Origin of the sequence: Mycobacterium sp. E796, assembly GCF_001672815.1 — a bacterium.
GTDB lineage: Bacteria > Actinomycetota > Actinomycetes > Mycobacteriales > Mycobacteriaceae > Mycobacterium.
Genome location: NZ_LZKK01000298.1, coordinates 15822 through 41955, shown reverse-complemented (window position 1 = coordinate 41955; position 26134 = coordinate 15822). Strand labels below are relative to the sequence as shown.

23 protein-coding genes are annotated in these 26134 nt (G+C 68.5%); 14 read left to right on the top strand and 9 right to left on the bottom strand.

The window, feature by feature from the left end; translation table 11 throughout:
- Window positions 1–147: 147 nt before the first annotated feature.
- Both A5706_RS23035 and A5706_RS23030 read right to left on the bottom strand, forming a co-directional pair.
- Window positions 148–1014 (bottom strand): LLM class F420-dependent oxidoreductase, encoded by an 867-nt coding sequence (locus tag A5706_RS23035; RefSeq protein WP_068135788.1) that lies wholly within the window; start codon window positions 1012–1014, stop codon window positions 148–150.
- Complete coding sequence (locus A5706_RS23030; protein ID WP_068135784.1) at window positions 1011–1367, bottom strand: nuclear transport factor 2 family protein; 357 nt, start codon at window positions 1365–1367, stop codon at window positions 1011–1013. Before A5706_RS23030 ends, A5706_RS23035 begins: the two co-directional genes overlap by 4 nt.
- 74 nt (window positions 1368–1441) lie before the next feature.
- Here A5706_RS23030 and A5706_RS23025 point away from each other — a divergent pair, with 74 nt between their 5' ends.
- Entirely contained in the window at window positions 1442–1942 is a 501-nt protein-coding gene (locus A5706_RS23025; protein ID WP_068135782.1) for a helix-turn-helix domain-containing protein, read from the top strand.
- A gap of 78 nt (window positions 1943–2020) precedes the next feature.
- Here the strand turns inward: A5706_RS23025 and A5706_RS23020 are convergent, their stop codons facing one another.
- Genes A5706_RS23020 through A5706_RS23005 form a run of 4 tightly spaced genes read right to left on the bottom strand, consistent with a single transcriptional unit; the run spans window position 2021 to window position 8907 of the window.
- Window positions 2021–4771 carry a LuxR family transcriptional regulator gene (locus A5706_RS23020; protein WP_082964562.1) on the bottom strand — a complete coding sequence of 917 codons (2751 nt, stop codon included), beginning with the start codon at window positions 4769–4771 and terminating at the stop codon, window positions 2021–2023.
- A gap of 3 nt (window positions 4772–4774) precedes the next feature.
- Window positions 4775–5953 carry a cupin domain-containing protein gene (locus A5706_RS23015; RefSeq protein ID WP_068135777.1) on the bottom strand — a complete coding sequence of 393 codons (1179 nt, stop codon included), beginning with the start codon at window positions 5951–5953 and terminating at the stop codon, window positions 4775–4777.
- Between the two features lie 18 nt (window positions 5954–5971).
- Window positions 5972–7237, bottom strand: a complete 1266-nt coding sequence (locus tag A5706_RS23010; RefSeq protein ID WP_068135774.1) for an alpha/beta hydrolase — start codon at window positions 7235–7237, stop codon at window positions 5972–5974.
- Window positions 7238–7251: 14 nt separating this feature from the next.
- On the bottom strand, window positions 7252–8907 hold the full coding sequence (locus tag A5706_RS23005) for an alpha-keto acid decarboxylase family protein (protein WP_068135771.1): 1656 nt from the start codon (window positions 8905–8907) through the stop codon (window positions 7252–7254).
- 513 nt (window positions 8908–9420) lie between these two features.
- On the opposite strand from A5706_RS23005, the gene dnaK reads away from it, so the two are divergent.
- From dnaK to A5706_RS22980, 5 genes are read left to right on the top strand one after another with little or no spacing between them, the layout of a single operon-like run.
- Window positions 9421–11289 (top strand): molecular chaperone DnaK, encoded by a 1869-nt coding sequence (dnaK, locus tag A5706_RS23000; RefSeq protein ID WP_068135769.1) that lies wholly within the window; start codon window positions 9421–9423, stop codon window positions 11287–11289.
- Window positions 11286–11924 (top strand): nucleotide exchange factor GrpE, encoded by a 639-nt coding sequence (gene grpE, locus A5706_RS22995; RefSeq protein ID WP_082964561.1) that lies wholly within the window; start codon window positions 11286–11288, stop codon window positions 11922–11924. The genes dnaK and grpE overlap by 4 nt, the downstream gene beginning before the upstream one ends.
- A gap of 54 nt (window positions 11925–11978) precedes the next feature.
- A complete protein-coding gene (gene dnaJ / locus A5706_RS22990; RefSeq protein ID WP_068135766.1) occupies window positions 11979–13160 on the top strand; it encodes a molecular chaperone DnaJ in 1182 nt (393 codons plus the stop codon).
- Complete coding sequence (locus tag A5706_RS22985; protein ID WP_068135763.1) at window positions 13160–13552, top strand: heat shock protein transcriptional repressor HspR; 393 nt, start codon at window positions 13160–13162, stop codon at window positions 13550–13552. The genes dnaJ and A5706_RS22985 overlap by 1 nt, the downstream gene beginning before the upstream one ends.
- Window positions 13553–13574: 22 nt before the next feature.
- Window positions 13575–14096 carry a hypothetical protein gene (locus A5706_RS22980; protein WP_068135761.1) on the top strand — a complete coding sequence of 174 codons (522 nt, stop codon included), beginning with the start codon at window positions 13575–13577 and terminating at the stop codon, window positions 14094–14096.
- A gap of 11 nt (window positions 14097–14107) precedes the next feature.
- Here the strand turns inward: A5706_RS22980 and A5706_RS22975 are convergent, their stop codons facing one another.
- Entirely contained in the window at window positions 14108–14998 is an 891-nt protein-coding gene (locus tag A5706_RS22975) for an aldose 1-epimerase (protein WP_068135758.1), read from the bottom strand.
- A 13-nt stretch (window positions 14999–15011) separates the two neighbouring features.
- A complete protein-coding gene (locus tag A5706_RS22970) occupies window positions 15012–16181 on the bottom strand; it encodes an FAD-binding oxidoreductase (RefSeq protein WP_068135756.1) in 1170 nt (389 codons plus the stop codon).
- 125 nt (window positions 16182–16306) lie between these two features.
- Between A5706_RS22970 and clpB the strand changes: the two genes are divergently transcribed.
- The 6 genes from clpB to A5706_RS22940 all read left to right on the top strand — a co-directional run bounded on the left by clpB (window position 16307) and on the right by A5706_RS22940 (window position 22979).
- A complete protein-coding gene (gene clpB, locus A5706_RS22965; protein ID WP_068135753.1) occupies window positions 16307–18853 on the top strand; it encodes an ATP-dependent chaperone ClpB in 2547 nt (848 codons plus the stop codon).
- A 205-nt stretch (window positions 18854–19058) separates the two neighbouring features.
- Window positions 19059–19907: a trehalose monomycolate transport factor TtfA gene (gene ttfA, locus A5706_RS22960; protein ID WP_068135750.1), complete on the top strand. Its 849-nt coding sequence runs from the start codon at window positions 19059–19061 to the stop codon at window positions 19905–19907.
- A gap of 34 nt (window positions 19908–19941) precedes the next feature.
- Window positions 19942–20712, top strand: coding sequence for an SDR family oxidoreductase (locus tag A5706_RS22955; protein ID WP_068135749.1), 771 nt, complete (start codon window positions 19942–19944; stop codon window positions 20710–20712).
- Window positions 20699–21241, top strand: a complete 543-nt coding sequence (pyrE, locus tag A5706_RS22950; RefSeq protein ID WP_068135746.1) for an orotate phosphoribosyltransferase — start codon at window positions 20699–20701, stop codon at window positions 21239–21241. The genes A5706_RS22955 and pyrE overlap by 14 nt, the downstream gene beginning before the upstream one ends.
- 176 nt (window positions 21242–21417) lie before the next feature.
- Window positions 21418–22338: a hypothetical protein gene (locus A5706_RS22945; protein WP_068135827.1), complete on the top strand. Its 921-nt coding sequence runs from the start codon at window positions 21418–21420 to the stop codon at window positions 22336–22338.
- Window positions 22335–22979 (top strand): RNA methyltransferase, encoded by a 645-nt coding sequence (locus A5706_RS22940; protein WP_068135744.1) that lies wholly within the window; start codon window positions 22335–22337, stop codon window positions 22977–22979. Before A5706_RS22945 ends, A5706_RS22940 begins: the two co-directional genes overlap by 4 nt.
- Window positions 22980–23062: 83 nt before the next feature.
- On the opposite strand, the gene A5706_RS22935 is transcribed toward A5706_RS22940, so the two are convergent.
- On the bottom strand, window positions 23063–24028 hold the full coding sequence (locus A5706_RS22935) for a LysR family transcriptional regulator (protein WP_068135741.1): 966 nt from the start codon (window positions 24026–24028) through the stop codon (window positions 23063–23065).
- A 22-nt stretch (window positions 24029–24050) separates the two neighbouring features.
- Between A5706_RS22935 and A5706_RS22930 the strand changes: the two genes are divergently transcribed.
- Together A5706_RS22930 and A5706_RS22925 are read left to right on the top strand one after the other, a co-directional pair.
- The gene (locus tag A5706_RS22930; RefSeq protein WP_068135737.1) at window positions 24051–25220 is read left to right on the top strand and encodes an XdhC family protein; all 1170 of its coding nucleotides are present in this window, start codon (window positions 24051–24053) and stop codon (window positions 25218–25220) included.
- A gap of 31 nt (window positions 25221–25251) precedes the next feature.
- Window positions 25252–26133 (top strand): xanthine dehydrogenase family protein subunit M, encoded by an 882-nt coding sequence (locus A5706_RS22925; RefSeq protein WP_068135734.1) that lies wholly within the window; start codon window positions 25252–25254, stop codon window positions 26131–26133.
- The last annotated feature ends 1 nt before the right edge of the window (window position 26134 follow it).

The following is a 26134-nucleotide window of genomic DNA, read 5'->3' as shown; positions in this document are numbered from 1 at the left end:
TTCCACCCTGGCGCACCACGCAAAGCCTTCACCGCACACGCTGCTGTATAGGCAGACGAGGTTGTGCCTCCCTCTTCCGACACGTCGACACAAGGGTTTTCCGACGTACTCGAATTCATCAACTCCTGACTCAGCGGCTCAGCCGGTTCAGGGACCGAACAGGGTGGCCGCGAGCGCCCGGTAACCGGACATCGGGCTGGCTCCGTCAGCGGTCAGGATCTGGATTCCGATGTGGTCGGCGCCGGCGGCGAGGTGGTCACGCAGGCTCGATGCCACAGCTTCGGTGCTTCCGTGCGGCACCAGCGCATCGATAAGGCGGTCGCTGCCCTCGCCGTCAAAGTCCGCGTCGGTGTAGCCATAGCGGCGCAGGTTGTTGGTGTAGTTGCTCAGCCCCAAATAGGGGTCGGATACGAAGGCGCGGGCAATCTTTCGGGCGGCGAGTGGGTCACGATCCAACACGACGGTCTGTTCGGGCGCGATCACGATGTCGGGCCCGAGCATCGCGCGGGCTTCCCGGGTGTGTTCGGGCACCACCAGATAGGGGTGCGTGCCGAGTGAGCGGTTCGCGGCCAACCGCAGGGCGCGTGGCCCGAGCGCGGCCAGGATCCTGCCGTCGACGGGGACTCCGCCGGCGTCCAGACGGTCGAGATACTCGACCATCGTGGCGTACGGCCTGCGGTAGGTGGCGACGGCTTCCGGATGGCCGATGCCCACGCCGAGCAGGAACCGGTCACCATAGGCGGAGTTGAGCCTGCGATAGGCCTTCGCGATGGCCGCGGCGTCGTTGGTCCACATGTTCACGATTGCGCTCGCCACGACGATGGAGGTGGTCGCTCTCAGGATGTGTTCGACAGGGCCGAGGTCTTCGATCGATGCGGTACCCAGGCCGAGCCAAACCACCGGATAGCCCAATTGCTCTGCCTCAACGGCAAATTCGGTGCGAGCGGCATCGCCGTATCCGGGATGTAACCAGGCGCCGAATGCGCCGAGGCGGGTGCGCAACGGCGCAGTCACGATCCCGCCGGCACGATGCGCAGGTCCACGATGTGCTCGTCGCGAATGGCGAAGCTGTTGACGAGGTCGACCTGTCCGCCGGGGAAGTTGCCCTCCAGATGCAGGTACACGTCGTAACGCTGCGCCCCATCGGCTTCGCCGAGTGCCGCCGCGCCGGTGACCGTGGACGTGTATTCGAATGCGGTGTCGACGTCTTCGCGCCATCGCCATATCTCGGCCCGACCGGTCCGGTGTTTGCCCTCGTCTAAGACGCTGGCGTCGTCGCTGAAGCAAGCGACCACCGCGTCGACGTCGCGCCGCTCAGACGCGGCCAGATAGTCCGAAATGACTTGGGGCAGAGACTCTTGACTCATGGGCTTCTCCTGCGGGTAGACTAGCTTCCGAAACAGAAGTTACTAACTTCTAATTTAGAAGTCAAGGTGGCGGAATGGCTGAAAAGATTCGACTCGAGGACCGCGAGTGCCCGCTGTCGGCGACGCTTGGGCTGGTCGGGGAGTGGTGGACGCTGCTGATCCTGCACGACGCCTTCGACGGCTACACGCGCTTCGACGAGTTCCAGGAGAACCTGGGGGTGTCGTCGAGTCTCCTGGCGAGCCGGTTGAAACGACTGGTCGAAGCCGGCATCTTCGAACGTCGTCCGTATCAGACGAAACCCGTTCGGCACGAATACGTTTTGACCGAGCTTGGTCGCACGCTGCGCCCCGTCATCGTCGCGTTGGCCGCGTGGGGCAATGCGCGCCTGCAACCGGACGAACGCAGCATGGTGCTCGTCGACGCGGAGACCGGAGTCGAGGCCGAACCGGTTCTGGTCGATCGCGTTTCGGGGCGTCGGGTCGACGGCCCAGACTTCGTGTTCACCGCGGGCCCCGCGGCCAGCAAGCCGTTCCGGAACCGCTACGCGGGGCGGCCCGCTGCAGTCCAGGACTAATCGGGCGCTCACGTCTACCAGTCAACTGCTCGGGGGCGTGATGCGAACCCGGGAAACCACCGGGGTCCGCCAACGGAGTCAATCGAATGTGAAACCGCGGAGGCTTCTACGGGAGGAGACGCCGAGTTTGGTGAAGATGTGGCCCAGGTGCCATTCGACGGTGCGCGGACTGAGGAACAGTTGGCCGGCGATCTCGGCGTTCGTGTAGCCATCGCGTACCAGGGCGGCGATCTGGGTCTCTTGGGTCGTCAATCCGGTAACCGAACCAGGCGTGCGGGTGATCAACTTTTCGCCGGTTGCGGTGAGTTCTCGCCGGGCCCGGCGAGCGAACCCGTCGGCACCCATTTGCGTGAACATGTCGTAGGCGGTGCGCAACTGCGCACGGGCCTCGGCGCGGCGCTTCACCCGCCGCAGCCACTCGCCGTAGACGAGGTGGGTCCGCGCGAGGTAGACGACGGCGGGGCTGCGTTGGAGGTGAGTGAGGGCTCGACGGTAGAGCGCGTCTGCGCCGTCATCGGTGCACACCAAGGCGGCGGAGCGCGCTGCGATCCCCGCCGCGGTTTCGGTCGGGCACACGTCGGTGCGAATCGTCAGCCGTGCCAGCCCCTCGCCGGCTGCGGCCGAATCCCCGCAACGGGTCGCAGCCTCGACCAACTCCGCCAGGAGGTAGCCGCAGATCCCCAGATCGTCGTAAGTCACGCCCTTGGACGCGGCGGTCAGGGCATCCTGAAACTGACCCAGGCCGATGTGCAAGATGGCCAAGGCATATAGGGCGGTGGCTGATTCAAAACCTTGGCCGACGTCTTGCGCCTCGCGCGTTTTGTGTTCGACGTGCTCGCGGCATCGGTCCTCCTGTCCACGGTAGGCAGCGAGGTAACAGTGGATGGGGGTGTCCGGCATCGCCTGGCCGGTGGTCGCAGTGACGATGGTGGCGGCCTCTTCTAGCAGCCTTTCAGCGTGTACGAACTTTCCAGCGGTGACGGACAGTCCGGCCTCAGTGACCAGAGCCGGCGGCATCACGGAAAGCGCACCGGTTGCCCGCAGTGCGCGCAATTGCCGGCCCACCAAGTGGTTGTAGCTGTCCTGATCGAAGAGATCCAGGCAGACCATGTAAGCGATCTCATGCCAGCGCGGCTCCGCCGTACCCGCCGCGTCCTCCTGCAGGAACTTCGTTACGGCGCTGCGCAATTGCGGTGCGGCCGCAACATGCCCGTCGCGCAGTCGGGTGATCAATCCGCCAAGCAGATCGTCGATCGCGTGGGGCGGATCCGGTTCGGGCGGGGCGTAACGGCGCACGACTTCGGCGATGCGCGACGCGCTGTTGTGCGGGTCGGAGGCGAACCGCCCGACTAGGGCGGCGGCGGTCAACGCCTCGAGAAACGTCTCGCGGGATAGCCGGGCGTTCGTCTTGGCCAGCCGCTGCGCCGCGGCCAATAACAACGGCGGAGCATCGTTGCCACGCCTCGTCGCGAAGGCTAGGCGTGCGCGCAGCAATTCAGCCGTGGCGCCGATGGTTTCGTCGTCGCTGGAGTCGGTCGCCACGGCCAGCAGATGGTCCGCGGATTCTATCGACCCCGCCTCGAGTTTCGCCTGTGCGGCAGATAATGCCCGCCTGGCCCGAAGGTCGACGTCGACCGAGAGATTCGCGGCGTGTTCGATGAACGCTGCCGAGGCCGCAATGCCCCCACGAGCACGTGCCCGTTCGGCTGAAAGCTCCAGCGCGTTGGCGACGTCCGCGTCGGGCCCGGCCGCGGCATGAGCGTGATGCCAGGCCCGATGGTCGGCAGAGGACTCTTCGGTGATGACCTCTGCGAGCGCACTGTGTGCCCGCCGTCGTTCGGACAACGATGCGCTGCGATAGATGGCCGTCCGGATCAGCGGGTGCCGAAAGCGTATGCCGTTATGGTCATTCACCAGTTCCGCTGCCTGGGCCGGAGTTAGGGCATCGGGTTGAACGCCAAGTTTGGCCGCTGCCGCCCACAGCCAGTCGGATCTGCCGATCGGCTCACACGCGGCCAGCAGTAGCAGTGTTCTGGTCGGCGCAGGGATCCCGCGAATCTGACGCAAGAAGCTCCGCTCGACCGTGCTGGCAGGGGGCGCGGCCTGAGCGATGCCGTAGCCTCCGGCCAATTCATTTGGACTCAACGCTTTCGGAATCTCTAGTAGCGCCAGTGGATTTCCGCCGGCCTCGGAAATGATGTTCGCAAGCACCCGCTCGTCAAGCCGGCCGGGCAGCGTGGCCGCCAACAGTGCGCGCGCATCGGCGGTACTAAGTCCGCGCAACGTCAGCTCGGGCAGCCCCGCGAGCTCGCGGACGGTACTGGTGTCCCGGGTGCCGAAGATCATGGCCACCGGGTCGGCCACGATTCGGCGGGCGGCGATGGTGAGCATGTGGAGCGAGCCGGAATCCAGCCAATGTGCGTCATCGACGATGCACAGGGTCGTCTGGTCCCCGGCGGCCTCACCGAGCAGCGCCAACAGTGCAAGCCCGACCAGCAGTGCGTCGGGCGCATCACCTGCCCGAAGTCCCAGCGCCACTTGCAAGGCATTCTGCTGTGGTTCGGGTAATCGCTCGATGAATTGATGCAGCGGAGCGCACAGCTGTTGAAGGCTCCCGAAGGCGAGTTCGAGTTCGGACTCGGCACCACTGATCCGGATGACGCGAATATCACCGGACGAGGCCATGAGGTCGTCCAGCAGGGCAGTCTTGCCGATACCGGCCTCACCGCTCAAGACAAGGGCGCCACCACGTCCTGCCCGCGCGTCCACCACCAGTTGCGCTAGCGCGGCTTGCTCCCTGCGCCTACCGATCAGCGGCCCGCTCGACACGCCCTAGAAGTTACCGCCGTCGCCGCCGCCGGGCATGATGAGCGGCTTGTCCCGGCGCAGGGCCCCGATGGTCGATCGGTCGAGATTGAGGGTGGCGCCGACGACTTCGGGTGGGGTCAGCGCGAGCCATTGGTTGGCCGATACGTCGGCGAAGTGGTCGCTGCGGAACAGTTCGAGCATCTGTACCGGCTCGTCGCCGACGTTCTCGAAGTAATGGCCCATCGCGCTGGGGACGTAACCGACGTCGCCCGCGTAGTAGTCGAACGTCCTGGCCTTTCCGCTCGAGCCGAAGACCGTCATGCGGGCGTGTCCGGACACCCAGTACTGCCACTCGTCGTTGTCTGGGTGCCAATGCATTTCGCGCACAGCGCCCGGAGCCAGCTCGACCCAGGCGGCTGCGATCGTCGAGGCCGCCGGAAAGTTCTTGCTGTCGGCGATACGGACGCTGCCGCCGGGCACTTCGATGGGGTCCTGGGCCAGCAGGCGGTAGCTCATCGGCTCGGCGGTGCCGTGTGGGGACTGCACGGCCGCGATGTCGTCGACCAGTGCGCCGGGCACGTCGCCGGGAAAGATGTAGCGGGTGTGGTCGATGTCTCCGGCCTTCGGGATCGCGTCGAACGCGGACTGCGGAACCCCGAAGTTCTTGGCCAGGATGTGCTTGGGCGTGTGCGCGAACCAGTCTGTGACGAGGAAGGTTTCGTTTTCGGAGAAGTTCCCGTCGTCGAACACCAAGAGGAATTCGCAGTCTTCCAGCGCCTGGATCGAGTGGGGGAAGCCGGCGCGGAAATTCCACAGATCGCCGCGGCCGATGTCGTCGATAAAGTTGCGACCCTGCGGGTCGATGGCGGCGATCCGAGCGCTACCGGCGAGCATGAAGGCCCACTCGGCCTCGCGGTGCCAATGCAATTCGCGATAGGCACCCGCCTTCAGTCGCATGTTGACTCCGGCCAGCGTGGTGGCGACCGGCAGTTCGCGCACCGTCGTCTCGCGCGCCCAGCCTCCGTTCAAGAGCCGGTTGTGGGATGCGGCGAAGGACCACTTCAGGTTGGGCAGGCTGCCGGCGTCGGTGTCCGGAGAGCCGGGATTCTGCGCCCCGATCGGCACGTTGTCGGGACCGAGGACGGTGGCGCCCACATCGCCCCGGATTGTCGGGGCGGCGTTGTCGTGCTCTGTTGTCGTCATGGCGTTCCTCCGGAAGTTTTAGGGGACTGCTGGCCTGGCGTGCTCTAGTACTGGCGGCACTGCACCGAGCCACCACGGTGGATCGGCGCAGCCCTCGGTTGCCGCGCCATCGGCGCGCATGAAATGGCGTTCGTCGCGACCGGGCTGGTCGAACTCGCCGTCGAGGGCCCGCAGCACCCAGTCGGCACCGAACGCGAACACTTCGGCGGCCACGCCGCCCAACGGGTGAAACTGTCCTTCATAGACTCGCATCTCTTTGGGGGCGGTGATGCGTTCGTAGGTGGCCAGCGCGTTTTCCACCGGCGTCAGTTCGTCGAACTCGCCAATGCCGAGCAGCACCGGTCTGGTGATATGGGTGACGAGGTCGCCCAACGGCATTCGCGCTTTGAGGTCGTGATCGAACGCGTCTTCGTCGGTGTAGCCCGCCATGTACATGTAGTTGCTCTTGAAGCTGGGCTGGGCGGCCTCGAAGATTGTCTCGAAGTCGCCGGACACCGCCTCGAACGTCGCCGCGGCCCGTAACCGAGTGTCGGGTGACGCGATCGCCCGCAGTGCCCAGTAGCCGCTCATGCTGATGCCGAACATCCCGATCCGCGTGGGGTCGACCTGTGGTAGTCCGGCCAGGTAGGCCGCGTAGGTTTCGATGGCCCGCTCGTAGTTGTCGAGTCCGACGGTCAGTCCCAGCGAGCGCGTTTGGCCCTGGCCCGGGCCTTCGATCGACAGCGCAATCACCCCGCGGCTGGTGTAGAACCGCTCGGCGGCCAGGATGTAGTCCTCCTTGATCATGTCCATCCCGGGTCCGAGGATGACCGCGGGTGCGTCGCTGACGTCCCCGGCAGGCAGATGCAGCAGCCCGAACAGGGTCTTGCCGTCGAACTCGAGTTCGACTCGGCGCACGCGATTTTCGCGCAACTCGGCCAGGCGGTCGACGCAGTGGTCGCACCGTTCCCGCAACCGGGCTTTGCGGGCATCCGCGCTGTCGAAGATGGAGTACTGGGCACGCCCGTACATCACCGCCGCCCGCAGATACAGATCCGACGCGGTCCTTCGGTAGCCATGCTCGTCATGGTGGCGAGCCCGAGTTTCGGCTTGGCCGGCGATCTGCGCCCACGCCTTGGGCAGCATGGCACCGCTTTGGACGAGTGCGAACACCTTGTCGAAGTCCGTGTGGTCGTGGCCCAGCAGCTCCAGGGTGCCCTTGCCGCCGGGGTGTAGGGCGTCGAATCCGCCTTGCGCCAGCGCTATGTCGAGCGACCAGCCCTGCCCTCTAGAACGCGTCGTCATGTGGCTCCGATCCTTCAGGGCAGGTGGTAAAGCGTCTTGACGCTGTCGTGCAGCTTGCGGGCCAGCGGTGGCGATTCGTACTCGCCGGTGACGATTTCGATGTACGCGGCGGTGTCACCGCGTGCGGCGGTGTGCAGAGCGGCGTCCAGCTCACCCAGGGTGGTGACGCGCGCTGTGAACCAATCCTCGCAACCCAACGCGTGCGGCAGTTCGGCGTAGTTCCAGGAGGCGATGTCGTTGTAGGCGATCTCCGGGTCCTTGCACAGCAGACGCTCGATGAGATATCCGGAGTTGTTGAGTACGAAGATGATTGGTTTCAGGCCCAGCCGGTGGAACTGGCAGATCTCCTGGGCCGTCAGTTGGTGGGAACCGTCTCCGGTGATCAGGAGCAGCCGTCGGTCAGGTTCGGCGACGGCGGCGCCGAGGGCGGCCGGGGTGGCCCAGCCGATGGCGCCCCATAGGGTTTGGTTGTAGAACCGTGCGCCGCGGGGAAGCCGTCCGAACGCCAACCCCATTGAACACGTGCCGGTTTCCGCGATCACTATGTCGTCGGGCGCAATGAATTCGATCCATCGCGGGTAGAGCTGATCGGCGGTGATCGCCTGGTCGGTCGAGTCGTCAAGGCTTGCCGGTGTTCCCGGTGGGATGCTCGTGGGCGCATGCTTTCGCAGATGACGCTCCGCGACCTCCATTAGCAGGTCGGCCATTTCGACGTCCGGGAAAACGGTCGGACCGACGCGGGTGGAGTGCAGTCCGATGTCGATGGTGCGCACAGGGTCGAGCCTGGCGGTGAAGGCGCCGGTGTTGAAGTCGGTCTGCAACGTGCCGATCAGCATGACCACATCGGCCGATTCGACGAATGCCCGCACGTGCTCGTCCATGAGCCGGCCGTCGTACATGCCGATGTAGTTGGGGTGGTCCTCGTCGATGACCGATTTGTCGGCGAACATGGTCGCGAACGGCAGCGCCGCCGCCTCGATCAGTTGAATCGCCGCCTCGGTGATGCCAAAGCGGTCGATCAACAGACCGGGCAGCGCGCACGCCGTCGATGCCGTGTTCAGAGCATCCGACACCGCGTCCGCCGCCGCCGCCAGCGCCCGCTGATCGCTTGCCGGCCGGGGCAGCGGGGCAGACGACGCCGTGACCGGTTGATCGACGACGTCGGAGGGGAACGCCAGATAGACCGGGCGGCGATCGTAGAGCGCCGTCGCGATCAATCGCTCGGTCTCGGCTACTGCGTTGGCGGGCGTGATGATCGCGCTTGCCGCGGTGACTGTGTCGGCCATGCTCTTGAACAGGCCGAACTCGCCGTTCCCGAGCGTGTGGTGCACGAGCGCCCGGTCGGCCTGGGCGCTGCGGTTGGGCATGCCGGTCAGGTGGAACACCGGCAGGCGCTCGGCGTAAGAACCGGCCACTGCGGTGATCGCGCTGAGCTCGCCGACCCCGTAGGTGGTGGTCAGTGCGCCGATCCCGCGCAGGCGCGCGTATCCGTCGGCTGCGTAGCCGGCGTTGAGCTCGTTGCAGCAGCCGATCCAACTGATATCGGGGTGCGCGACGATGGCGTCGTGGACGGGGAACGCGTAATCGCCGGGCACCCCGAAGATGTCGGAGACGCCGATCTGGTGCAGCCGCGCCAGCACGTAGCCGATCACCGTCGGTACCTGTGTCATTCCCCGCCTCCCATCGCTGGAAGCGAGTTTCCCCGCGCATGAACCCGGGCGAACCCGTGAAATCCCCGGGGTTGTCCTGGACATCGGAGCCCGGCCCGCGCGTCGAGTGTGAGCTGATGGCCTTCAGTGTGAGCTGAGGGCGCGACTCCGGCCGATTTTCAACCCTGGCGCACCACTCGAAGCCCTCAATTCACACGCAATCGGCACCCCGGAACAAGCGACCTGTCGACCGGAGCCCGGCGCATTGAGTGTGAGCTGACGGCGGTTGGGTGTGAGGTGAGGGCGGGATTCCGGGCGATTTTCCGCCCTGGCGCACCACGCAAAGCCCTCAATTCACACGCAATGGCCACCCCGGGAACAAGACGCGTGCGCCCGCCGTTAGCATGGTCAACAAGTTGAGCGAAGCAGACTCAAGGCTGGGTTGACACCACGACGCCCGCGAGGGCAGGCTTGAGCGGGGTTCACTCAGCATAGTGGCACCAAAAAAGCTCTACGTAATCAGGAGGAATCACTATGGCTCGTGCGGTCGGTATCGACCTCGGGACCACCAACTCAGTCGTCTCGGTCCTCGAGGGCGGCGACCCCGTCGTCGTCGCGAACTCCGAGGGTTCGCGGACCACACCGTCGATCGTCGCGTTCGCGCGCAACGGCGAAGTGCTGGTCGGCCAGCCCGCCAAGAACCAGGCGGTGACCAACGTCGACCGCACCATCAGGTCGGTCAAGCGGCACATGGGCACCGACTGGTCCGTCGAGATCGACGGCAAGAAGTACACGGCGCAGGAGATCAGCGCCCGTGTGCTGATGAAGCTGAAGCGCGACGCGGAGGCCTACCTCGGTGAGGACATCACCGACGCGGTCATCACCGTGCCCGCCTACTTCAACGACGCCCAGCGTCAGGCGACCAAGGAGGCCGGCCAGATCGCCGGCCTGAACGTGCTGCGCATCGTCAACGAGCCCACCGCCGCGGCGCTGGCCTACGGGCTGGACAAGGGCGAGAAGGAGCAGACCATCCTGGTCTTCGACCTCGGTGGTGGCACCTTCGACGTCTCGCTGCTCGAGATCGGCGAGGGCGTGGTCGAGGTTCGGGCCACCAGCGGTGACAACCACCTCGGTGGCGACGACTGGGACGACCGCGTCGTCGAATGGCTCGTCGACAAGTTCAAGGGCACCAGCGGCATCGACCTGACCAAGGACAAGATGGCGATGCAGCGGCTGCGTGAGGCGGCCGAGAAGGCCAAGATCGAGCTCTCGAGCTCGCAGAGCACCTCGATCAACCTGCCCTACATCACCGTCGACGCGGACAAGAACCCGCTGTTCCTCGACGAGCAGCTGACCCGCGCCGAGTTCCAGCGCATCACGCAGGACCTGCTGGACCGCACCCGTCAGCCGTTCAAGTCGGTGATCTCCGACGCCGGCATCTCGGTGTCCGACATCGACCACGTCGTGCTGGTTGGCGGTTCCACCCGTATGCCCGCGGTGACCGAGTTGGTCAAGGAGCTTACCGGTGGCAAGGAGCCCAACAAGGGCGTCAACCCCGACGAGGTGGTTGCCGTGGGCGCCGCGCTGCAGGCCGGTGTGCTCAAGGGTGAGGTGAAAGACGTTCTGCTGCTTGATGTTACGCCGCTGAGCCTGGGTATCGAGACCAAGGGTGGCGTGATGACCAAGCTCATCGAGCGCAACACCACGATCCCGACGAAGCGCTCGGAGACCTTCACCACGGCCGACGACAACCAGCCGTCCGTGCAGATCCAGGTCTATCAGGGTGAGCGCGAAATCGCCTCGCACAACAAGCTGCTCGGCTCCTTCGAGCTGACCGGCATCCCGCCGGCCCCGCGCGGCGTCCCGCAGATCGAGGTCACCTTCGACATCGACGCCAACGGCATCGTGCACGTCACGGCCAAGGACAAGGGCACCGGCAAGGAGAACACGATCAAGATCCAGGAGGGCTCCGGCCTGTCCAAGGAGGAGATCGACCGGATGATCAAGGACGCCGAGGCGCACGCCGAGGAGGACCGTCAGCGCCGCGAGGAGGCCGACATCCGCAACCAGGCCGAGACGCTCGTCTACCAGACGGAGAAGTTCGTCAAGGAACAACGCGAGGCCGAGGGCGGCTCGAAGGTCCCCGAGGACACGCTGAACAAGGTGGACGCCGCGGTGGCCGAGGCCAAGTCGGCGCTGGCCGGCACCGACATCTCCGCGATCAAGTCGGCGATGGAGAAGCTGGGCCAGGAGTCCCAGGCGCTCGGTCAGGCCATCTACGAGGCCACGCAGGCGGAGGCCGGCCAGGCCGGCACCCCGGGTGGCGAGGCCGGCGGCACGTCCGGCTCGGCCGATGACGTCGTGGACGCGGAGGTGGTCGACGACGACCGGGAGGCCAAGTGACCGACGGCAACCCCCAGGAACAGGTGACGGTCACCGACAAGCGGCGGATCGATCCCGAGACCGGCCAAGTACGGCACGGCGCTTCCGGCCCGGCCCCCAGCGGGCCGGCGCCGGAGGCGTTCGCCGGCGAAAGTCCGGAGGAGGCCGGTAAGGCGGCCGAATTGCTCGGCGATCTGCAGCGGGTACAGGCCGACTTCGCCAACTACCGCAAGCGGGCGTTGCGCGATCAGCAGGCCGCCGCGGACCGGGCCAAGGCCGCCGTCGTCAGCCAATTGCTGCCCGTGCTGGACGATCTCGATCGGGCCCGCAAGCACGGCGACCTGGAAACCGGCCCGTTGAAGTCGGTCGCCGACAAGCTGGACAGCGCGCTGACCGGCCTCGGCCTCACCGCGTTCGGCGAGGAGGGCGAGGACTTCGACCCGGTGCTGCACGAGGCCGTGCAGCACGAGGGCGACGGCGCCGAGGGCTCCAAGCCGGTGATCGGCACGGTCATGCGGCAGGGCTACAAGCTGGGCGACCAGGTGCTGCGGCACGCCCTCGTCGGCGTGGTCGACACCGTCGTGGGCGAAGAAACGGTCCCGGCCGAAACGCAACCGTCCGACACGGTCGATAACGCCGACGGCTCCGGTGACTAAGCACGAGAATTACAAACGACAAATAGATAGAGAAAGGTGAGGGGGTGACGCGGCATGGCCCAGCGTGAATGGGTCGAAAAGGACTTCTACAAGGAGCTGGGCGTCTCCTCTGACGCCAGCCCGGAGGAGATCAAGCGCGCCTACCGCAAGCTGGCGCGCGACCTGCACCCGGATGCGAACCCCGACAACCCGGCCGCCGGCGAACGGTTCAAGGCGGTGTCGGAGGCGCACAACGTGTTGTCGGATCCGGCCAAGCGCAAGGAGTACGACGAGACCCGCCGCCTGTTCGCGGGCGGCGGTTTCGGCGGCCGCAGGTTCGACGGTGGCAGCGGCTTCAGCTTCAACGTCGGCGGCGACGGCGCGGAGTTCAATCTCAGCGACCTGTTCGACGCCGCCGGCCGAAGCGGCGGCGCCAACATCGGCGACCTGTTCGGCGGCCTGTTCGGACGCGGCGGCGCCAGTCCCCGGCCCAGCCGGCCGCGGCGCGGCAACGACCTGGAGACCGAGACCGAGCTCGATTTCGTCGAGGCGGCCAAGGGCGTCGCGATGCCGCTGCGGCTGACCAGCCCGGCGCCGTGCACGAATTGCCATGGCAGCGGAGCGCGCCCGGGCACCAGCCCGAAGGTGTGCCCCAGCTGCAACGGCTCGGGCGTGATCAACCGGAATCAGGGCGCGTTCGGCTTCTCCGAACCGTGCACCGATTGCCGGGGCAGCGGCTCGATCATCGAGCACCCGTGCGACGAGTGCAAAGGCACCGGCGTGACGACCCGCACGCGCACGATCAACGTGCGGATCCCGCCCGGTGTCGAGGACGGACAACGGATCCGGCTGCCCGGGCAGGGCGAGGCGGGGCTGCGCGGTGCACCGTCGGGCGACCTGTACGTGACCGTGCATGTGCGGCCCGACAAGGTGTTCGGCCGTGACGGCGACGACCTCACCGTGACCGTGCCGGTCAGCTTCAGCGAGTTGGCTTTGGGCTCAACGCTTTCGGTTCCCACGCTGGACGGCAAGGTCGGTGTGCGGGTGCCCAAGGGCACCGCCGACGGCCGGATCCTGCGGGTGCGCGGCCGCGGTGTGCCCAAGCGGGGCGGCGGCAACGGCGACCTGCTGGTCACCGTGAAGGTGTCCGTGCCGCCGAACTTGGAGGGCGCCGCCCAGGAGGCGCTGGAGGCCTACGCGGCCGCCGAGCAGTCCAGCGGTTTCAACCCGCGCGCGGGATGGGCAGGTAACCGCTGATGGCCAGAGGCTCACGGAATCCCAAGGAGGAGGCCAGGACCTTCCTGATCTCGGTGGCCGCCGAACTGGCCGGCATGCACGCCCAGACCCTGCGCACCTACGACCGCCTCGGGCTGGTCAGCCCGAGGCGCACTTCAGGTGGGGGACGCCGTTATTCGGAGCACGACGTGCACCTGCTGCGCGAGGTGCAGCGGCTGTCGCAGGACGAGGGCGTCAACCTGGCCGGCATCAAGCGCATCATCGAGCTGACCAACCAGGTGGAGGCGCTGCAGTCACGCGTGAAGGAGCTGACCGAGGAGCTGGCACAGGTGCGGGCCGGCCAGCGCCGCGACATTGCGGTGGTGCCGAAGAGCACCGCGCTGGTGGTGTGGCAGCCGCGAAAGCCGCGCTAGCGTTCACATGACTGGTCGCGGCATGGAAGTGATCACCGTTCACCCGATCGTCGAAACCCTGCTACAGCGATACCAACGCGAGCTGGGCGCGCAGCTGCCGACCTACCGCAATCACGTCTACCGCGGGATGAATTATCACCAACAGCTGCTCGCCGGTCCGGTCCCGGACTTCGCCGTTCTGGCCTGGGCCGCACACGATCTCGGCATCTGGACCGCGGGCACGTTCGACTACCTCGGGCCCTCGGCCGACCTGGCCTCCGCGCACGCCGAAGAATTCGGCGTCGACAACGTCGACGAGGTGCGCGCGCTGATCGTCGAACACCACCGGCTGCGACCGTCGCACGATCGCATGGCCGAGACCTTTCGGATAGCCGACCGTATCGACGTGAGCCGCGGTCTGCTGCGTGACGGGGTCGGGCGCTCCGAGGTTCGATCCGTCGTCGCCGAGTTGCCTTACTGCGGCTTCCACGCGTTCCTCGCGAAGGGTCTGATCCGCTACGCCGCCGGGCACCCGCTTCGGCCCTTCCCCATGCTGCGGTGGTGAAAGACGCCCGCTCACACGCGAATCGAGAACTGCGTAACGGCCGGGGCGCCCGGGCGCGCGCTCGAGTAGCCGCCGTGGCGCAGCGCGTCCGTTGGCGCGGTCATCGGCTCGAAGCACACGACCTCTTCGGCGACGGGGGCGAAGATCTGCGTCGCCGGATATCCCCGCTCGAAGTGCACCTCCAGGCGGCGGCCGCCGCCGGACACCGCGAACACCGCGCCCTGGCCGACCTGGTCGTAGGCGTCGTCAAAAGCCCTGTCGCCCAGGGGTTCTTCGCGGGCCGGCTCGGGTTCGGACTCGCCGGTGGGCAGCCCCCGCTCGTCGAGCCCCAGGTGCCGCAGGGGCGGCGTCTCGATCATCCACTCGCCGCGCGGAACGTCCGGCAGGCGCAGGTAGGGATGGAAGCCGAAGCACAGCGGAACCGCCGTGTCGCCGCTCGGGGTGACGGTGGTGCGCACCGTCAGCGCCCGGTCGGCCAGCCGCACCGCCACCGAGAGCACGTGCGGATACGGGAAGCTGGCCAGCAACCGCGGGTCGGCGCCGAAATCGACCTCGGCGGCCAGCTCGTTGTCCGACTCCGCCGTCACCCGCCAGCCCGGGAAGGCGGCCAGCGTGCCGTGGATGGGCAACCCGTTGGGATCGGCGCGAACCCCGTTCTCCCCTGGCGTCAGCGCCACCGTCACACCCTCGGCCGTGTAGGTGTTGGCGCCCAAGCGATTTGCCCACGGGTACAGGATCGGGATGCCCATCGTCTTGCCGGCGTCGAGGTACGCCTGCAGGCCGCGCCGTTGGCCGAGCAGCTCGGTGCCCGCGTCGGTCAGCGACGTGCCGATCATGCCGGCCTCCGGCACGAACTGCGCCGCCACCGGCGATGACGGGTCGGTCAGGGTGACGATGCGCATGGCTTACCTCGGTTCACCTGGACAGTGGGTCGTGCTGAATGCGTTCGGGTGGCGCGCCTTTGGCGATCAGGGCGGCCTTGGTCGCACGAACCATATCCGGTCCGCCGCAGATCAGGATCTGCCGGTCGCCCCAGCCGCCGTATTTGGTCACCACGTCGGGCAGGCGGCCGGTCTGGTGCACGTGCAGCCCGCGCGGCGGCGTGACGTCGGGGTAGTCGGCCGCCCACGACGGGTCGCGACTGTACTCCGAGACCGGCGAGACGGACAGCCACGGATTGTGCTGGGCGACCTGCCACAGCGTGGGCAGGTCGTAGAGCTCGCAGCGGTAGCGGGCGCCGAAGAAGAGGTGCACCCGCGGGTTCACCGCGTAGCGGGACAGGTCCATGATCAGCGCGCGCAGCGGGGCCAGCCCGGTGCTGCCGGCCACCATCAGGACGTCTTCGCCGTCCCGGTCGACCCGCAAGCCGCCGTGCGGACTGGACAGCCGCCACCGGTCGCCGGGCCGCGTTTCGTTGACCACCGCGGTGCTGACCAGGCCGCCGGGGACCTGTCGGACGTGGAACTCGATGCCGCCACCCGGGTCGGATGGGATCGCGGGGCTCAGGTAGCGCCACCGGCGCGGGCACTGCGGGACCTGGACGTCGACGTATTGCCCCGGGAAGTAGTCCAGCGGGTGGTCGAGTTGCAGCCGCACGACGGCCAGATCGCGCGAGACCCGGATGTGCTCGATGACCGTGCCGTCCATCCAGGCTGGTGCGTCGTCGGCGTCGGCGGCACCGCTCATCACGCCGGTGATCAGGTTGAGCGACTGATCGGCGGTCGCCGCGACGGAATCGGTCCACGCGTCGCCGAGGTGGTCGCGAAGCGTCGCATGCAGCGCGCGACGCAGCGTGCCGTAATGCGCCGGCAGCACGCCGAATTTGCGGTGATCCCGTCCGAGCTGGGCGAGGAAGGCCACCGGCTCGGCCGCGCGCTGCTCCACCAGCTCCCCGTACACCCAGTGCAGGGCGCGCGCGAACGCGGCCCGCTGGACGTCCATCTCGGGCGGGAAGAGGTCGCGCACCGAGACGTCGAGGCCGAACCAGCGGGTATAGAACCTGCGGACGAGTTCGTCGGAGCGCGGATCGGCCGGCGCGAAGGCGTCGCGCAGCACCTGCAACGCGTCGCGGTCCTCCAGGCTCACGGGCCTCGATTCTAGGCGTCACGGAAATCTTGTAGACTTGAGCGGAACACACTCAACCTTGACGGCGTTGAACATTACGACAAGCATTTTCATGCAGCCCTTTCTGACCCCTAACGGAGATAGTCGTGGATTCTTTTAACCCGACCACCAAGACGCAGGCGGCCCTGACCTCGGCCCTGCAGGCGGCCTCGGCCGCCGGCAACCCGGAGATCCGGCCCGCCCATCTGCTGTTGGCGCTGCTGACCCAGAACGACGGGATCGCCGCGCCGCTGCTGGAGGCCGTCGGCGTCGAGCCGGCCACCATCCGCGCCGAGGCGCAGCGGATCCTGGACCAGCTGCCGCAAGCCAGCGGCGCCAGCTCGCAGCCGCAGCTATCCCGCGAATCGCTGGCCGCCATCACCACCGCCCAGCACCTCGCCACCGAGATGGACGACGAGTTCGTCTCGACCGAGCACCTGATGGTCGGGCTGGCCACCGGCGACTCGGACGTCGCCAAGCTGCTGACCGGCCACGGCGCGTCCCCGCAGGCGTTGCGGGACGCGTTCGTCAAGGTCCGCGGCAGCGCGCGGGTCACCAGCGCCGACCCCGAGGCCACCTACCAGGCGCTGGAGAAGTACTCCACCGACCTGACCGCCCGGGCCCGTGAGGGCAAGCTCGACCCCGTCATCGGGCGCGACAACGAGATCCGCCGCGTCGTGCAGGTTTTGAGCCGTCGCACCAAGAACAACCCGGTGCTCATCGGCGAGCCCGGCGTCGGCAAGACCGCGATCGTCGAGGGCCTGGCCCAGCGCATCGTCGCGGGCGACGTGCCGGAGAGCCTGCGCGACAAGACCGTCATCGCCCTGGACCTCGGGTCGATGGTGGCCGGCGCCAAGTACCGCGGCGAGTTCGAGGAGCGGCTCAAGGCCGTGCTCGACGACATCAAGAACTCCGCCGGGCAGATCATCACGTTCATCGACGAGCTGCACACCATCGTGGGCGCCGGCGCGACCGGCGAGGGCGCGATGGACGCCGGCAACATGATCAAGCCGATGCTGGCCCGTGGCGAGCTGCGGCTGGTCGGCGCCACGACGCTCGACGAGTACCGCAAGTACATCGAGAAGGACGCCGCCCTGGAGCGCCGCTTCCAGCAGGTGTTCGTCGGCGAGCCGTCGGTCGAGGACACCGTCGGCATCCTGCGCGGCCTGAAGGACCGCTACGAGGTGCACCACGGGGTGCGCATCACCGATTCGGCGCTGGTGGCCGCGGCCACTTTGAGCGACCGCTACATCACCGCGCGGTTCCTGCCGGACAAGGCCATCGACCTTGTCGACGAGGCTGCCAGCCGGCTGAAGATGGAGATCGACTCGCGGCCCGTCGAGATCGACGAGGTCGAGCGCCTGGTGCGCCGCCTCGAGATCGAGGAGATGGCGCTGGAGAAAGAGGAAGACGAGGCCTCCAAGGAGCGGCTGGAGAAGCTGCGCGCCGAGCTGGCCGACCAGAAGGAGAAGCTGGCCGAGCTGACCACCCGGTGGCAGAACGAGAAGAACGCGATCGACGTCGTCCGCGAGCTCAAGGAACAGCTGGAGGCGCTGCGCGGGGAGTCCGAGCGCGCCGAGCGCGACGGCGACCTGGCCAAGGCCGCCGAGCTGCGCTACGGGCGCATCCCCGAGGTGGAGAAGAAGCTCGACGCCGCGCTGCCGCAGGCCGAGGCCCGCGAGAACGTGATGCTCAAGGAGGAGGTCGGGCCCGACGACATCGCCGACGTGGTGTCGGCGTGGACCGGCATTCCCGCCGGGCGGATGCTCGAGGGCGAGACCGCCAAGCTGCTGCGGATGGAAGACGAGCTGGGCAAGCGGGTCGTTGGGCAGCGCAAGGCCGTGCAGGCCGTGTCCGACGCGGTGCGGCGCAGCCGCGCCGGGGTCGCCGACCCCAACCGGCCGACGGGTTCGTTCATGTTCCTGGGCCCCACCGGTGTCGGCAAGACCGAGCTGGCCAAGGCGCTGGCCGACTTCCTGTTCGACGACGACCGGGCCATGGTCCGCATCGACATGAGCGAGTACGGCGAGAAGCATTCCGTCGCCCGGCTGGTCGGTGCGCCCCCCGGCTACATCGGCTACGACCAGGGCGGTCAGCTGACCGAGGCGGTGCGCCGGCGCCCCTACACCGTGGTGCTGTTCGACGAGATCGAGAAGGCGCACCCGGACGTGTTCGACGTGCTGCTGCAGGTGCTCGACGAGGGCCGGCTCACCGACGGGCAGGGCCGCACGGTCGACTTCCGCAACACCATCCTCATCCTGACGTCCAACCTCGGGTCGGGCGGCAGCGAGGAGCAGGTGATGGCGGCGGTGCGCTCGGCGTTCAAGCCGGAGTTCATCAACCGCCTCGACGACGTGCTGATCTTCGACGGGCTCAACCCCGAAGAACTGGTGCAGATCGTCGACATCCAGCTTCAGCAGCTGGGCAAGCGGTTGGCGCAACGGCGGCTGCAGCTGGAGGTGTCGCTGCCGGCCAAGAAGTGGCTGGCTCAGCGCGGGTTCGACCCGGTCTACGGGGCCCGGCCGTTGCGCAGGTTGGTGCAGCAGGCGATCGGCGACCAGCTGGCGAAGATGCTGCTGGCCGGCGAGGTGCACGACGGCGACGTAGTGCCCGTCAACGTCAGCCCGGACGGCGACTCGCTGGTCCTGGGCTAGTCGGCTCGAGTGTGAATCGTTGGCTTTGCGTGGGCATGGGCGGCGGGAAAATTGCCGGACTCCCGCCGCCAGCTCACACCCAAAGCCGTCAGCGCACACCCAACGCCGCGATGCCGACCCGCTCAGCGCTCCCCGGCAAACCTTAATTTGCTTGTGACCAGGTCGCATTGTCTATTCCGGGCCGACAGCGGATACCCTGTGTGGGATGGTCCCCCTTTGGTTCACGCTGTCCGCGCTGTGCTTTGTCGGCGCGGGCGTGCTGGTGTACGTCGACATCGATCGACAGCGGGGGCGTAGCAGGCGCCGCAAATCGTGGGCGCGGTCGCACGGCTTCGACTACGAGCGCGAATCGACCGACATCCTCAAGCGCTGGAAGCGCGGGGTGATCTCGACGGTGGGCGACGTCCCCGCCCACAACGTCGTGCTCGGTCAGATCCGCGGTGAGGCCGTCTACATCTTCGACGTCGAGGAAGTCGCCACGGTGATCGCGCTGCACCGCAAGGTGGGCACCAACGTCGTCGTCGACCTGCGCCTCAAGGGTCTGAAAGAGCCTCGGGAGAGCGACATTTGGCTGCTGGGCGCGATCGGGCCGCGGATGGTCTACTCGACCAATCTGGACGCGGCCCGGCGGGCCTGCGACCGGCGCATGGTCACCTTCGCGCACACCGCCCCCGACTGCGCCGAGATCATGTGGAACGAGCAGAACTGGACGTTGGTCGCCATGCCGATCTCCAGCACGCGCGCGCAATGGGACGAGGGCCTGCGCACCGTGCGCCAGTTCAACGACCTGCTGCGCGTGTTGCCGCCGGTGCCGCAGGAGACCCCGCAGGAGGCCGGGGCGCCCGCGTTGCCGCGCAACGCCGCACCGAGCCGCCCCCTGGCGCCCGCCGGTCGCCTCGAGTTGCCGTCGCGGCGGCCGCAACAGGACGTGTCGGGGTTGCTGGGTTCGGACGTTCAGGCGGGTCGACGCGCCACCGAGCCGCTGCGCCGGGACCAGGGCCGCCAGCCGCCGACCGGGCGCAACGGCCACGGGGCCACTAACTACCAGCGCTGAGGCCGGCCAGGCCCGCGTCATTACACTGTCGCTCATGCCTCGCCCCGTAGCCCTGATCACCGGGCCGACGTCCGGCATCGGCGGGGGCTACGCACGGCGCTACGCGCGCGACGGCTACGACCTGGTTCTGGTCGCCCGCGACGTCGACCGGCTGACCAAGCTGGCGGCCGAGCTCGAGGGCCAGGGCGGCAACGTCGAGATCCTGCCCGCGGATCTGGCCGATGCGGCCGGCCGCGACAGGGTGGCCGAGCGGCTTGCCGCCGGGGTGCGGGTCCTGGTCAACAACGCCGGCTTCGGCACGTCCGGCGAATTCTGGACGACGGATCCCGCGCTGCTGCAGGCGCAGCTCGACGTCAACGTGACCGCGGTGCTGCAGCTCACCCGGGCCGCGGTGCCCGCGATGATCGCGGCCGGTGCCGGGACCGTCATCAACGTCGCCAGCGTCGCCGGAATGGTGAACGGCCGGTCGTCGACCTATTCGGCGTCCAAGGCCTGGGTGATCTCGTTCAGCGAGGGCCTGGCCGGCGCGCTGGAAGGGACGGGGGTCGGCGTGCACGCCGTGTGCCCGGGCTTCGTGCACACCGAATTTCACGCTCGGGCCGGGATGGACATGGCCAAGCTGCCGCGGTTCCTGTGGCTCGAGGTCGACGACGTGGTCGCCGCGAGCCTGGCCGACGTCGCCGCCGGCAAGGTGGTCAGCGTGCCGGGCCTGCAGTACAAGGCGATCGTCACCGCCGGGCGGCTGCTGCCCCGCGGCCTGGTGCGCAGCGCCGCGAAACGAGTGGGCGGTCGTGACCGCAGCTGACGCCCGCGAGGAGCTTTCCGATTTGGTGCGCCGGCTGTCGGTGGTGCACGGGCGGGTGACGCTGTCGTCGGGCAAGGAGGCCGACTACTACGTCGACCTGCGCCGGGCCACCCTGCACCACCGCGCCTCCGCGCTGATCGGCACGCTGATGCGCGAGCTCACCGCCGACTGGGACTACGCCGTCGTCGGTGGCCTGACGCTGGGCGCCGACCCCGTCGCGACCGCCATCATGCACGCGCCCGGGCGGCCCATCGACGCGTTCGTGGTGCGCAAGTCGGCGAAAACCCATGGGCTGCAACGCCTTATCGAGGGTTCCGAGGTCTCCGGCCGGCGGGCCTTGGTGGTGGAGGACACCAGCACCACCGGCAACTCGGCGCTCACGGCGGTGCATGCCGTGCAGGACGCGGGCGGCCAGGTGATCGGGGTGGCGACCGTGGTGGACCGCGCCACCGGCGCCGCCGAGGCCATCGAAGCAGAAGGAATTCCCTACCGCAGCGTGCTGGGCCTGGCCGATCTGGGGCTGGGCTAGGCCGCGTTTCATGCATGCGCTGTCACATGTGCCGCAGCAGCCTCTCGTCCGGGCGACTCTCGTTGTGCCCGCCTCACAGCGACAGAACAGGTCGCCCAGCCGCCGCCCAGTTGTCGCTCTGAGGCGGGCAAGTCGTCGATCCGTTCCCCGAGCGGCTCCTGTGGCAAATGTGAATGATGTCAACTAGATTCGAGCGCCTTGTCCGCGTCGCGTGCATTGTCGTCTTCACGGCGGCGTGTGCCCTTGGCTGTTCGGGCTCCAGCGGCCCCGTGCGGCCGTATGGCGCGCAGGGCGCCCGGCTCGGCGAATCGCTTGCGCTGCTGGGCTGGAACATGTCGGTGTCGAACCTGCGCTGGGACGGCGACTACGTGCTGGTCGACCTCGACGCATCGCCCACCGACCCGAAGGCCCCGCACGCCAAACCCGAGGAGCTTCGCTTCGGGCTGTACGGCGCCCTGGCCCACCCGATGGAGTCGGCCGCGCTGGGCAGCTGCGATGACGCGGCGACGACCGTGCACGACATCCAACACCCGCTGTCGGCGCCCCCCGGCCGGCTCACCGGCAGCATTTGCCTTGGGCCGCTTAAGGATCGGAGCCAGGTGCGCGGGGTGTACGCCTACTCGCCGCGCGACCGGATCCCGAACACCTCGGCCGCCTACCCGGCGGCGTTTCCGGTGGGGCTGCCGCCGACCAACGCCAACGACACCGGCTTGAGCGTCAAGACCGTCAGCCTGTCGGCCTGGCGCGCCGACGGCGCCCCGATGACCAAGGCCCAGCTCGGCGATCCGGCCGCGTTCGTCGGCAACGGCTACATGCTGCTGGGTCTGGAAGCCACCGCCCTCGCGGAGCGGTACCGCGACGACTCCGCCCAGCGCGGCGGGCCGCTGATGCTGCTGGCGTCGCCGACCCTGCCCGGCCGGGGCCTGAACCCGGCGTGCGCGGCGTACGGATCGTCGGTGCTGATCCTGCCCGACGCGTCGCTGGACTCCGTGCGGGTCAACGCGTCGCTGTGCACCCAGGGCGAGATCAACGAGGCGCTGCTGTACGCGACGGTGGCGGTCGACGGCACCCACGCCGGGGTGTGGACGCAGCGATGAGCGATCCCGGGCCCACCGAATGGGGAACGACGGGCGGCGGCGTCGGGCCGTGGCCGGGCGACCCGCCCGACGACCCGCGATACGACCCAAACCTGTTGCGCGACGGCGATACTCGCAACGTCGTCGACGCCTACCGGTACTGGACACGCGAGGCGATCATCGCCGACATCGACCTGCGACGTCACCCGCTGCACGTGGCGATCGAGAACTTCGGCTACGACGCCAACATCGGCTCGGTGGTGCGCACCGCCAACGCTTTCGCGGTCGACACCGTGCACATCGTCGGGCGGCGGCGCTGGAATCGCCGCGGCGCCATGGTGACCGACCGCTATCAGCGGCTGTGCCACCACGACAGCACCGCCGCGCTGCTCGAGTTCGCGGCGGGCGCCGGGCTGACGGTGGTGGCCGTCGACAACGTGCCGGGCGCGGCGCGCCTGGAGGAGACGGCGCTGCCGCGGGCGTGCCTGATGGTGTTCGGCGAGGAAGGTCCGGGCATCACCGACGACATCCGGGCCGGCGCGGCGCTCACCGTGTCGATCGCCCAGTTCGGCTCGACGCGCAGCATCAACGCCGGCGTCGCCGCCGGGATCGCGATGCACGCGTGGGTTCGGCAGCACGCGGATTTGTCGCGCGCCTGGTAGGCGCCTTCAGTGTGAATCCCTGGCCTTTCAGTGTGAACCGGCGGCGAAGCTCATCGGCGTGTCGTCGCCCAGGATTCACACGGCTAACTCCACAGCGTCACATGCACTTTCGGGCGGAAGCGGGTCACGCCGACGCCGCTGCCGCGGATCATCGCCTGGGTACACCGCGGCGTGGTGATGAAGCGGACGAGCTCGGACACGGCCGGTTGCCGCACCGACGGCCCCAGCGTGGCCGCGCACCACTCGCCCGACCTTTCCAGGCCGGGCCCGCTCAGGCGGGTCAACCGCCCGGCCGCGAGGTCCTTGGCGACGGCGAAACCGATCGTCAGCGAGACACCGCCGACCCGCTGCACCTCCTCGAGCGCGGCGGCATCGCTCTGAAAGATCCGCTGGTTCGACTCCGGAATCGCCAAGTCCCGCAACATCTTTGCGATCTCGCCGTCCACGCCGCCGGCGGCCGGGCCGAGCATCCATTGCTGCTGGCGCAGCAGCGCCGGCGTCGGAACACCAACGGCCAGTGGGCTGTTCGGCGGCACGACGGTGATGATCTGGTATTTCAGGAACGGCCGCACGAAGATCCCGTCGTCCGGACCAAGCGAACCCTCGCCGGAGGGCCCGATCGCGATGTCGACGGCGCGCGAGCAGATCAAGTCGCGGAACCGGCCCGTCGGGTGCACGCTCAGCTCCACCGACAGGTCGTCGGCCCGCGACGAGAACAGCTCGATCAGCCCGGGGGCCGCGTGCTCGGCGAACGCGGTCGAGGCGGCGATCCGCAGCAGCCGGCGCCCGTGGGCGGCCTCGGTCACCTCGATCGCGGTTTGTTGCTGCAGCCCCAGGATTTCGACCGCGCGGCTGGCCAGCCGCAGCCCGCCGGGCGTGAACGCCAGGCCCGCGCCCGTCCGGGTGAACAACGGGTCGTCGAGCTCCTTGCGCAGCGCCGCCACGAGCATCGACACGCCCGCGTCGGAAACGCCCAACTCGGCCGCGGCCGCGCGCACCGAACCCAACCGCACCACCGCCGAATAGGCCCGAAGTTGAGCCGGAGTCACGCCATGAGCTTACGTTTAAAGCGTGCGTGACGTCCTTGCCGAGCTGATGGCGATCTGGCGCGCCGGTGAAACCGCGGGGCTGGGCACGGTGGTGCGCACCTTCCGGTCCGCGCCGCGCCCGCCGGGGGCCTCGATGGTGGTGGCGCCGGACGGTTCGGTGACGGGGTCGGTGTCCGGCGGCTGCGTGGAGGGCGCGGTCTACGAGCTCGCCAGCGAGGTCGCCAAGACCGGCGCGCCGCGGCTGGAGCGCTACGGGGTCAGCGACGACGACGCGTTCGCGGTCGGGCTGACGTGCGGCGGCGTCATCGACGTCTTCGTCGAGTCGATGTCGCGATCGACGTTCCCCGAACTCGGCGCGGTGGCCGACGACATCGGCGAGCACCGCCCGGTGGCCGTCGCGACCGTCATCGCGCACCCCGACGCGGGCTGGGTCGGGCGCCGTGTCGTCGTCCGGCCGGACGCGCTGGCCGGGTCGCTGGGTTCGGCGCGCGCCGACGCCGCCGTCGCCGACGACGCCCGCGGCCTGCTGGCGGTGGGCCGCAGCGACGTCCTCAAGTACGGCCCCGACGGGCAGCGCCTCGGCGAGGGCATGGAGGTGTTCGTCTCCTGCTTCGCGCCGCGCCCCCGGATGCTGGTGTTCGGCGCGATCGACTTCGCCGCGGCCCTGGCGCAGCAGGGATCGTTCCTCGGCTACCGGGTCACCGTGTGCGACGCCCGGGAGCTGTTCGCCACGCCGGTGCGCTTTCCCACCGCCGACCATGTCGTCGTCGATTGGCCGCACCGCTACCTCGCCGCCCAGGCGGAGGCGGGCGCCATCGACGCGAGCACGGTGATCTGCGTGCTCACCCACGACCCGAAGTTCGACGTCCCGGTGCTCGAGGTGGCGCTGCGGCTGCCCCAAGTGGGCTACGTGGGCGCGATGGGGTCGCGGCGCACCCACGACGACCGGATGAACCGGCTGCGGGCGGCGGGGCTGAGCGACGCCGAGCTAAGCCGGCTCTCCAGCCCGATCGGCCTGGACCTCGGCGCGCGAACGCCGGAGGAGACGGCGGTGTCGATCGCCGCCGACATCATCGCCAAGCGCTGGGGCGGCGGCGGCCGCCCGCTGAGCGAGACCGTCGGACGCATCCACCACGACGCGCCGGAGCCGCAGGTAGCGGGCGAGTTCAGCGATCACTTAACTCGCCATTGACGCCCAGTATGACGCGGCCCACACTGCTCCCATGCAAGTACCTGGGCCCTTCGAATACGAACGTGCGACCAGCGTCGACCACGCCGTCGGCCTGCTGGACCGGCTGGGGGAGGGGGCGCGCGTGATCGCCGGCGGGCACAGCCTGCTGCCGATGATGAAGCTGCGCATCGCCAACCCCGAATACCTCGTCGACATCAACGACCTGGCGCCCGAGCTGGGGTACGTGATCACCGATCCCACCCTGGTGCGCGTCGGTGCCATGACCCGCCACCGCGAGATCCTGGAGTCCGACACCCTGGCCGCCGTGTGCCCGATCTTCCGCGACGCCGAACGGGTGATCGCCGACCCGGTGGTCCGCAACCGCGGCACCCTCGGCGGCTCGCTGTGCCAGGCGGATCCGGCCGAGGATCTCTCGACGGTGTGCACAGTGCTGGGCGCGGTGTGCCTGGTGCGTGGACCGTCGGGGGAACGCGAGATCGCGATGGACGACTTCATCGTCGGCCCGTACGAGACGGCGGTCGCCCCGAACGAGATCCTGATCGAGGTGCGAATCCCCGTGCGGCTCAACACGTCCAGCGCCTACGCGAAGGTGGAACGGCGGGTGGGTGACTGGGCCGTCACCGCAGCGGGCGCGGCCGTCACTCTCGACGACGGCTCGATCGCCGCCGCCCGGGTGGGCCTGACCGCCGTCAACCCCGACCCGGCCGCGCTCGCCGAGCTCTCGGCGGCGCTGGTCGGTCGGCCGGCCACCGACGAGACCTTCGCCGAGGCGGGTCGCCTGGCCGCCGCGGCCTGCGAGCCGGTGACCGACGTCCGCGGCACCGCCGACTACAAGCGCCACCTGGCCTCGGAACTCACTATCCGAACGTTGCGCAGCGCGGCCCAGCGGGTCGGCGAACAAAGGAGCCAATAGC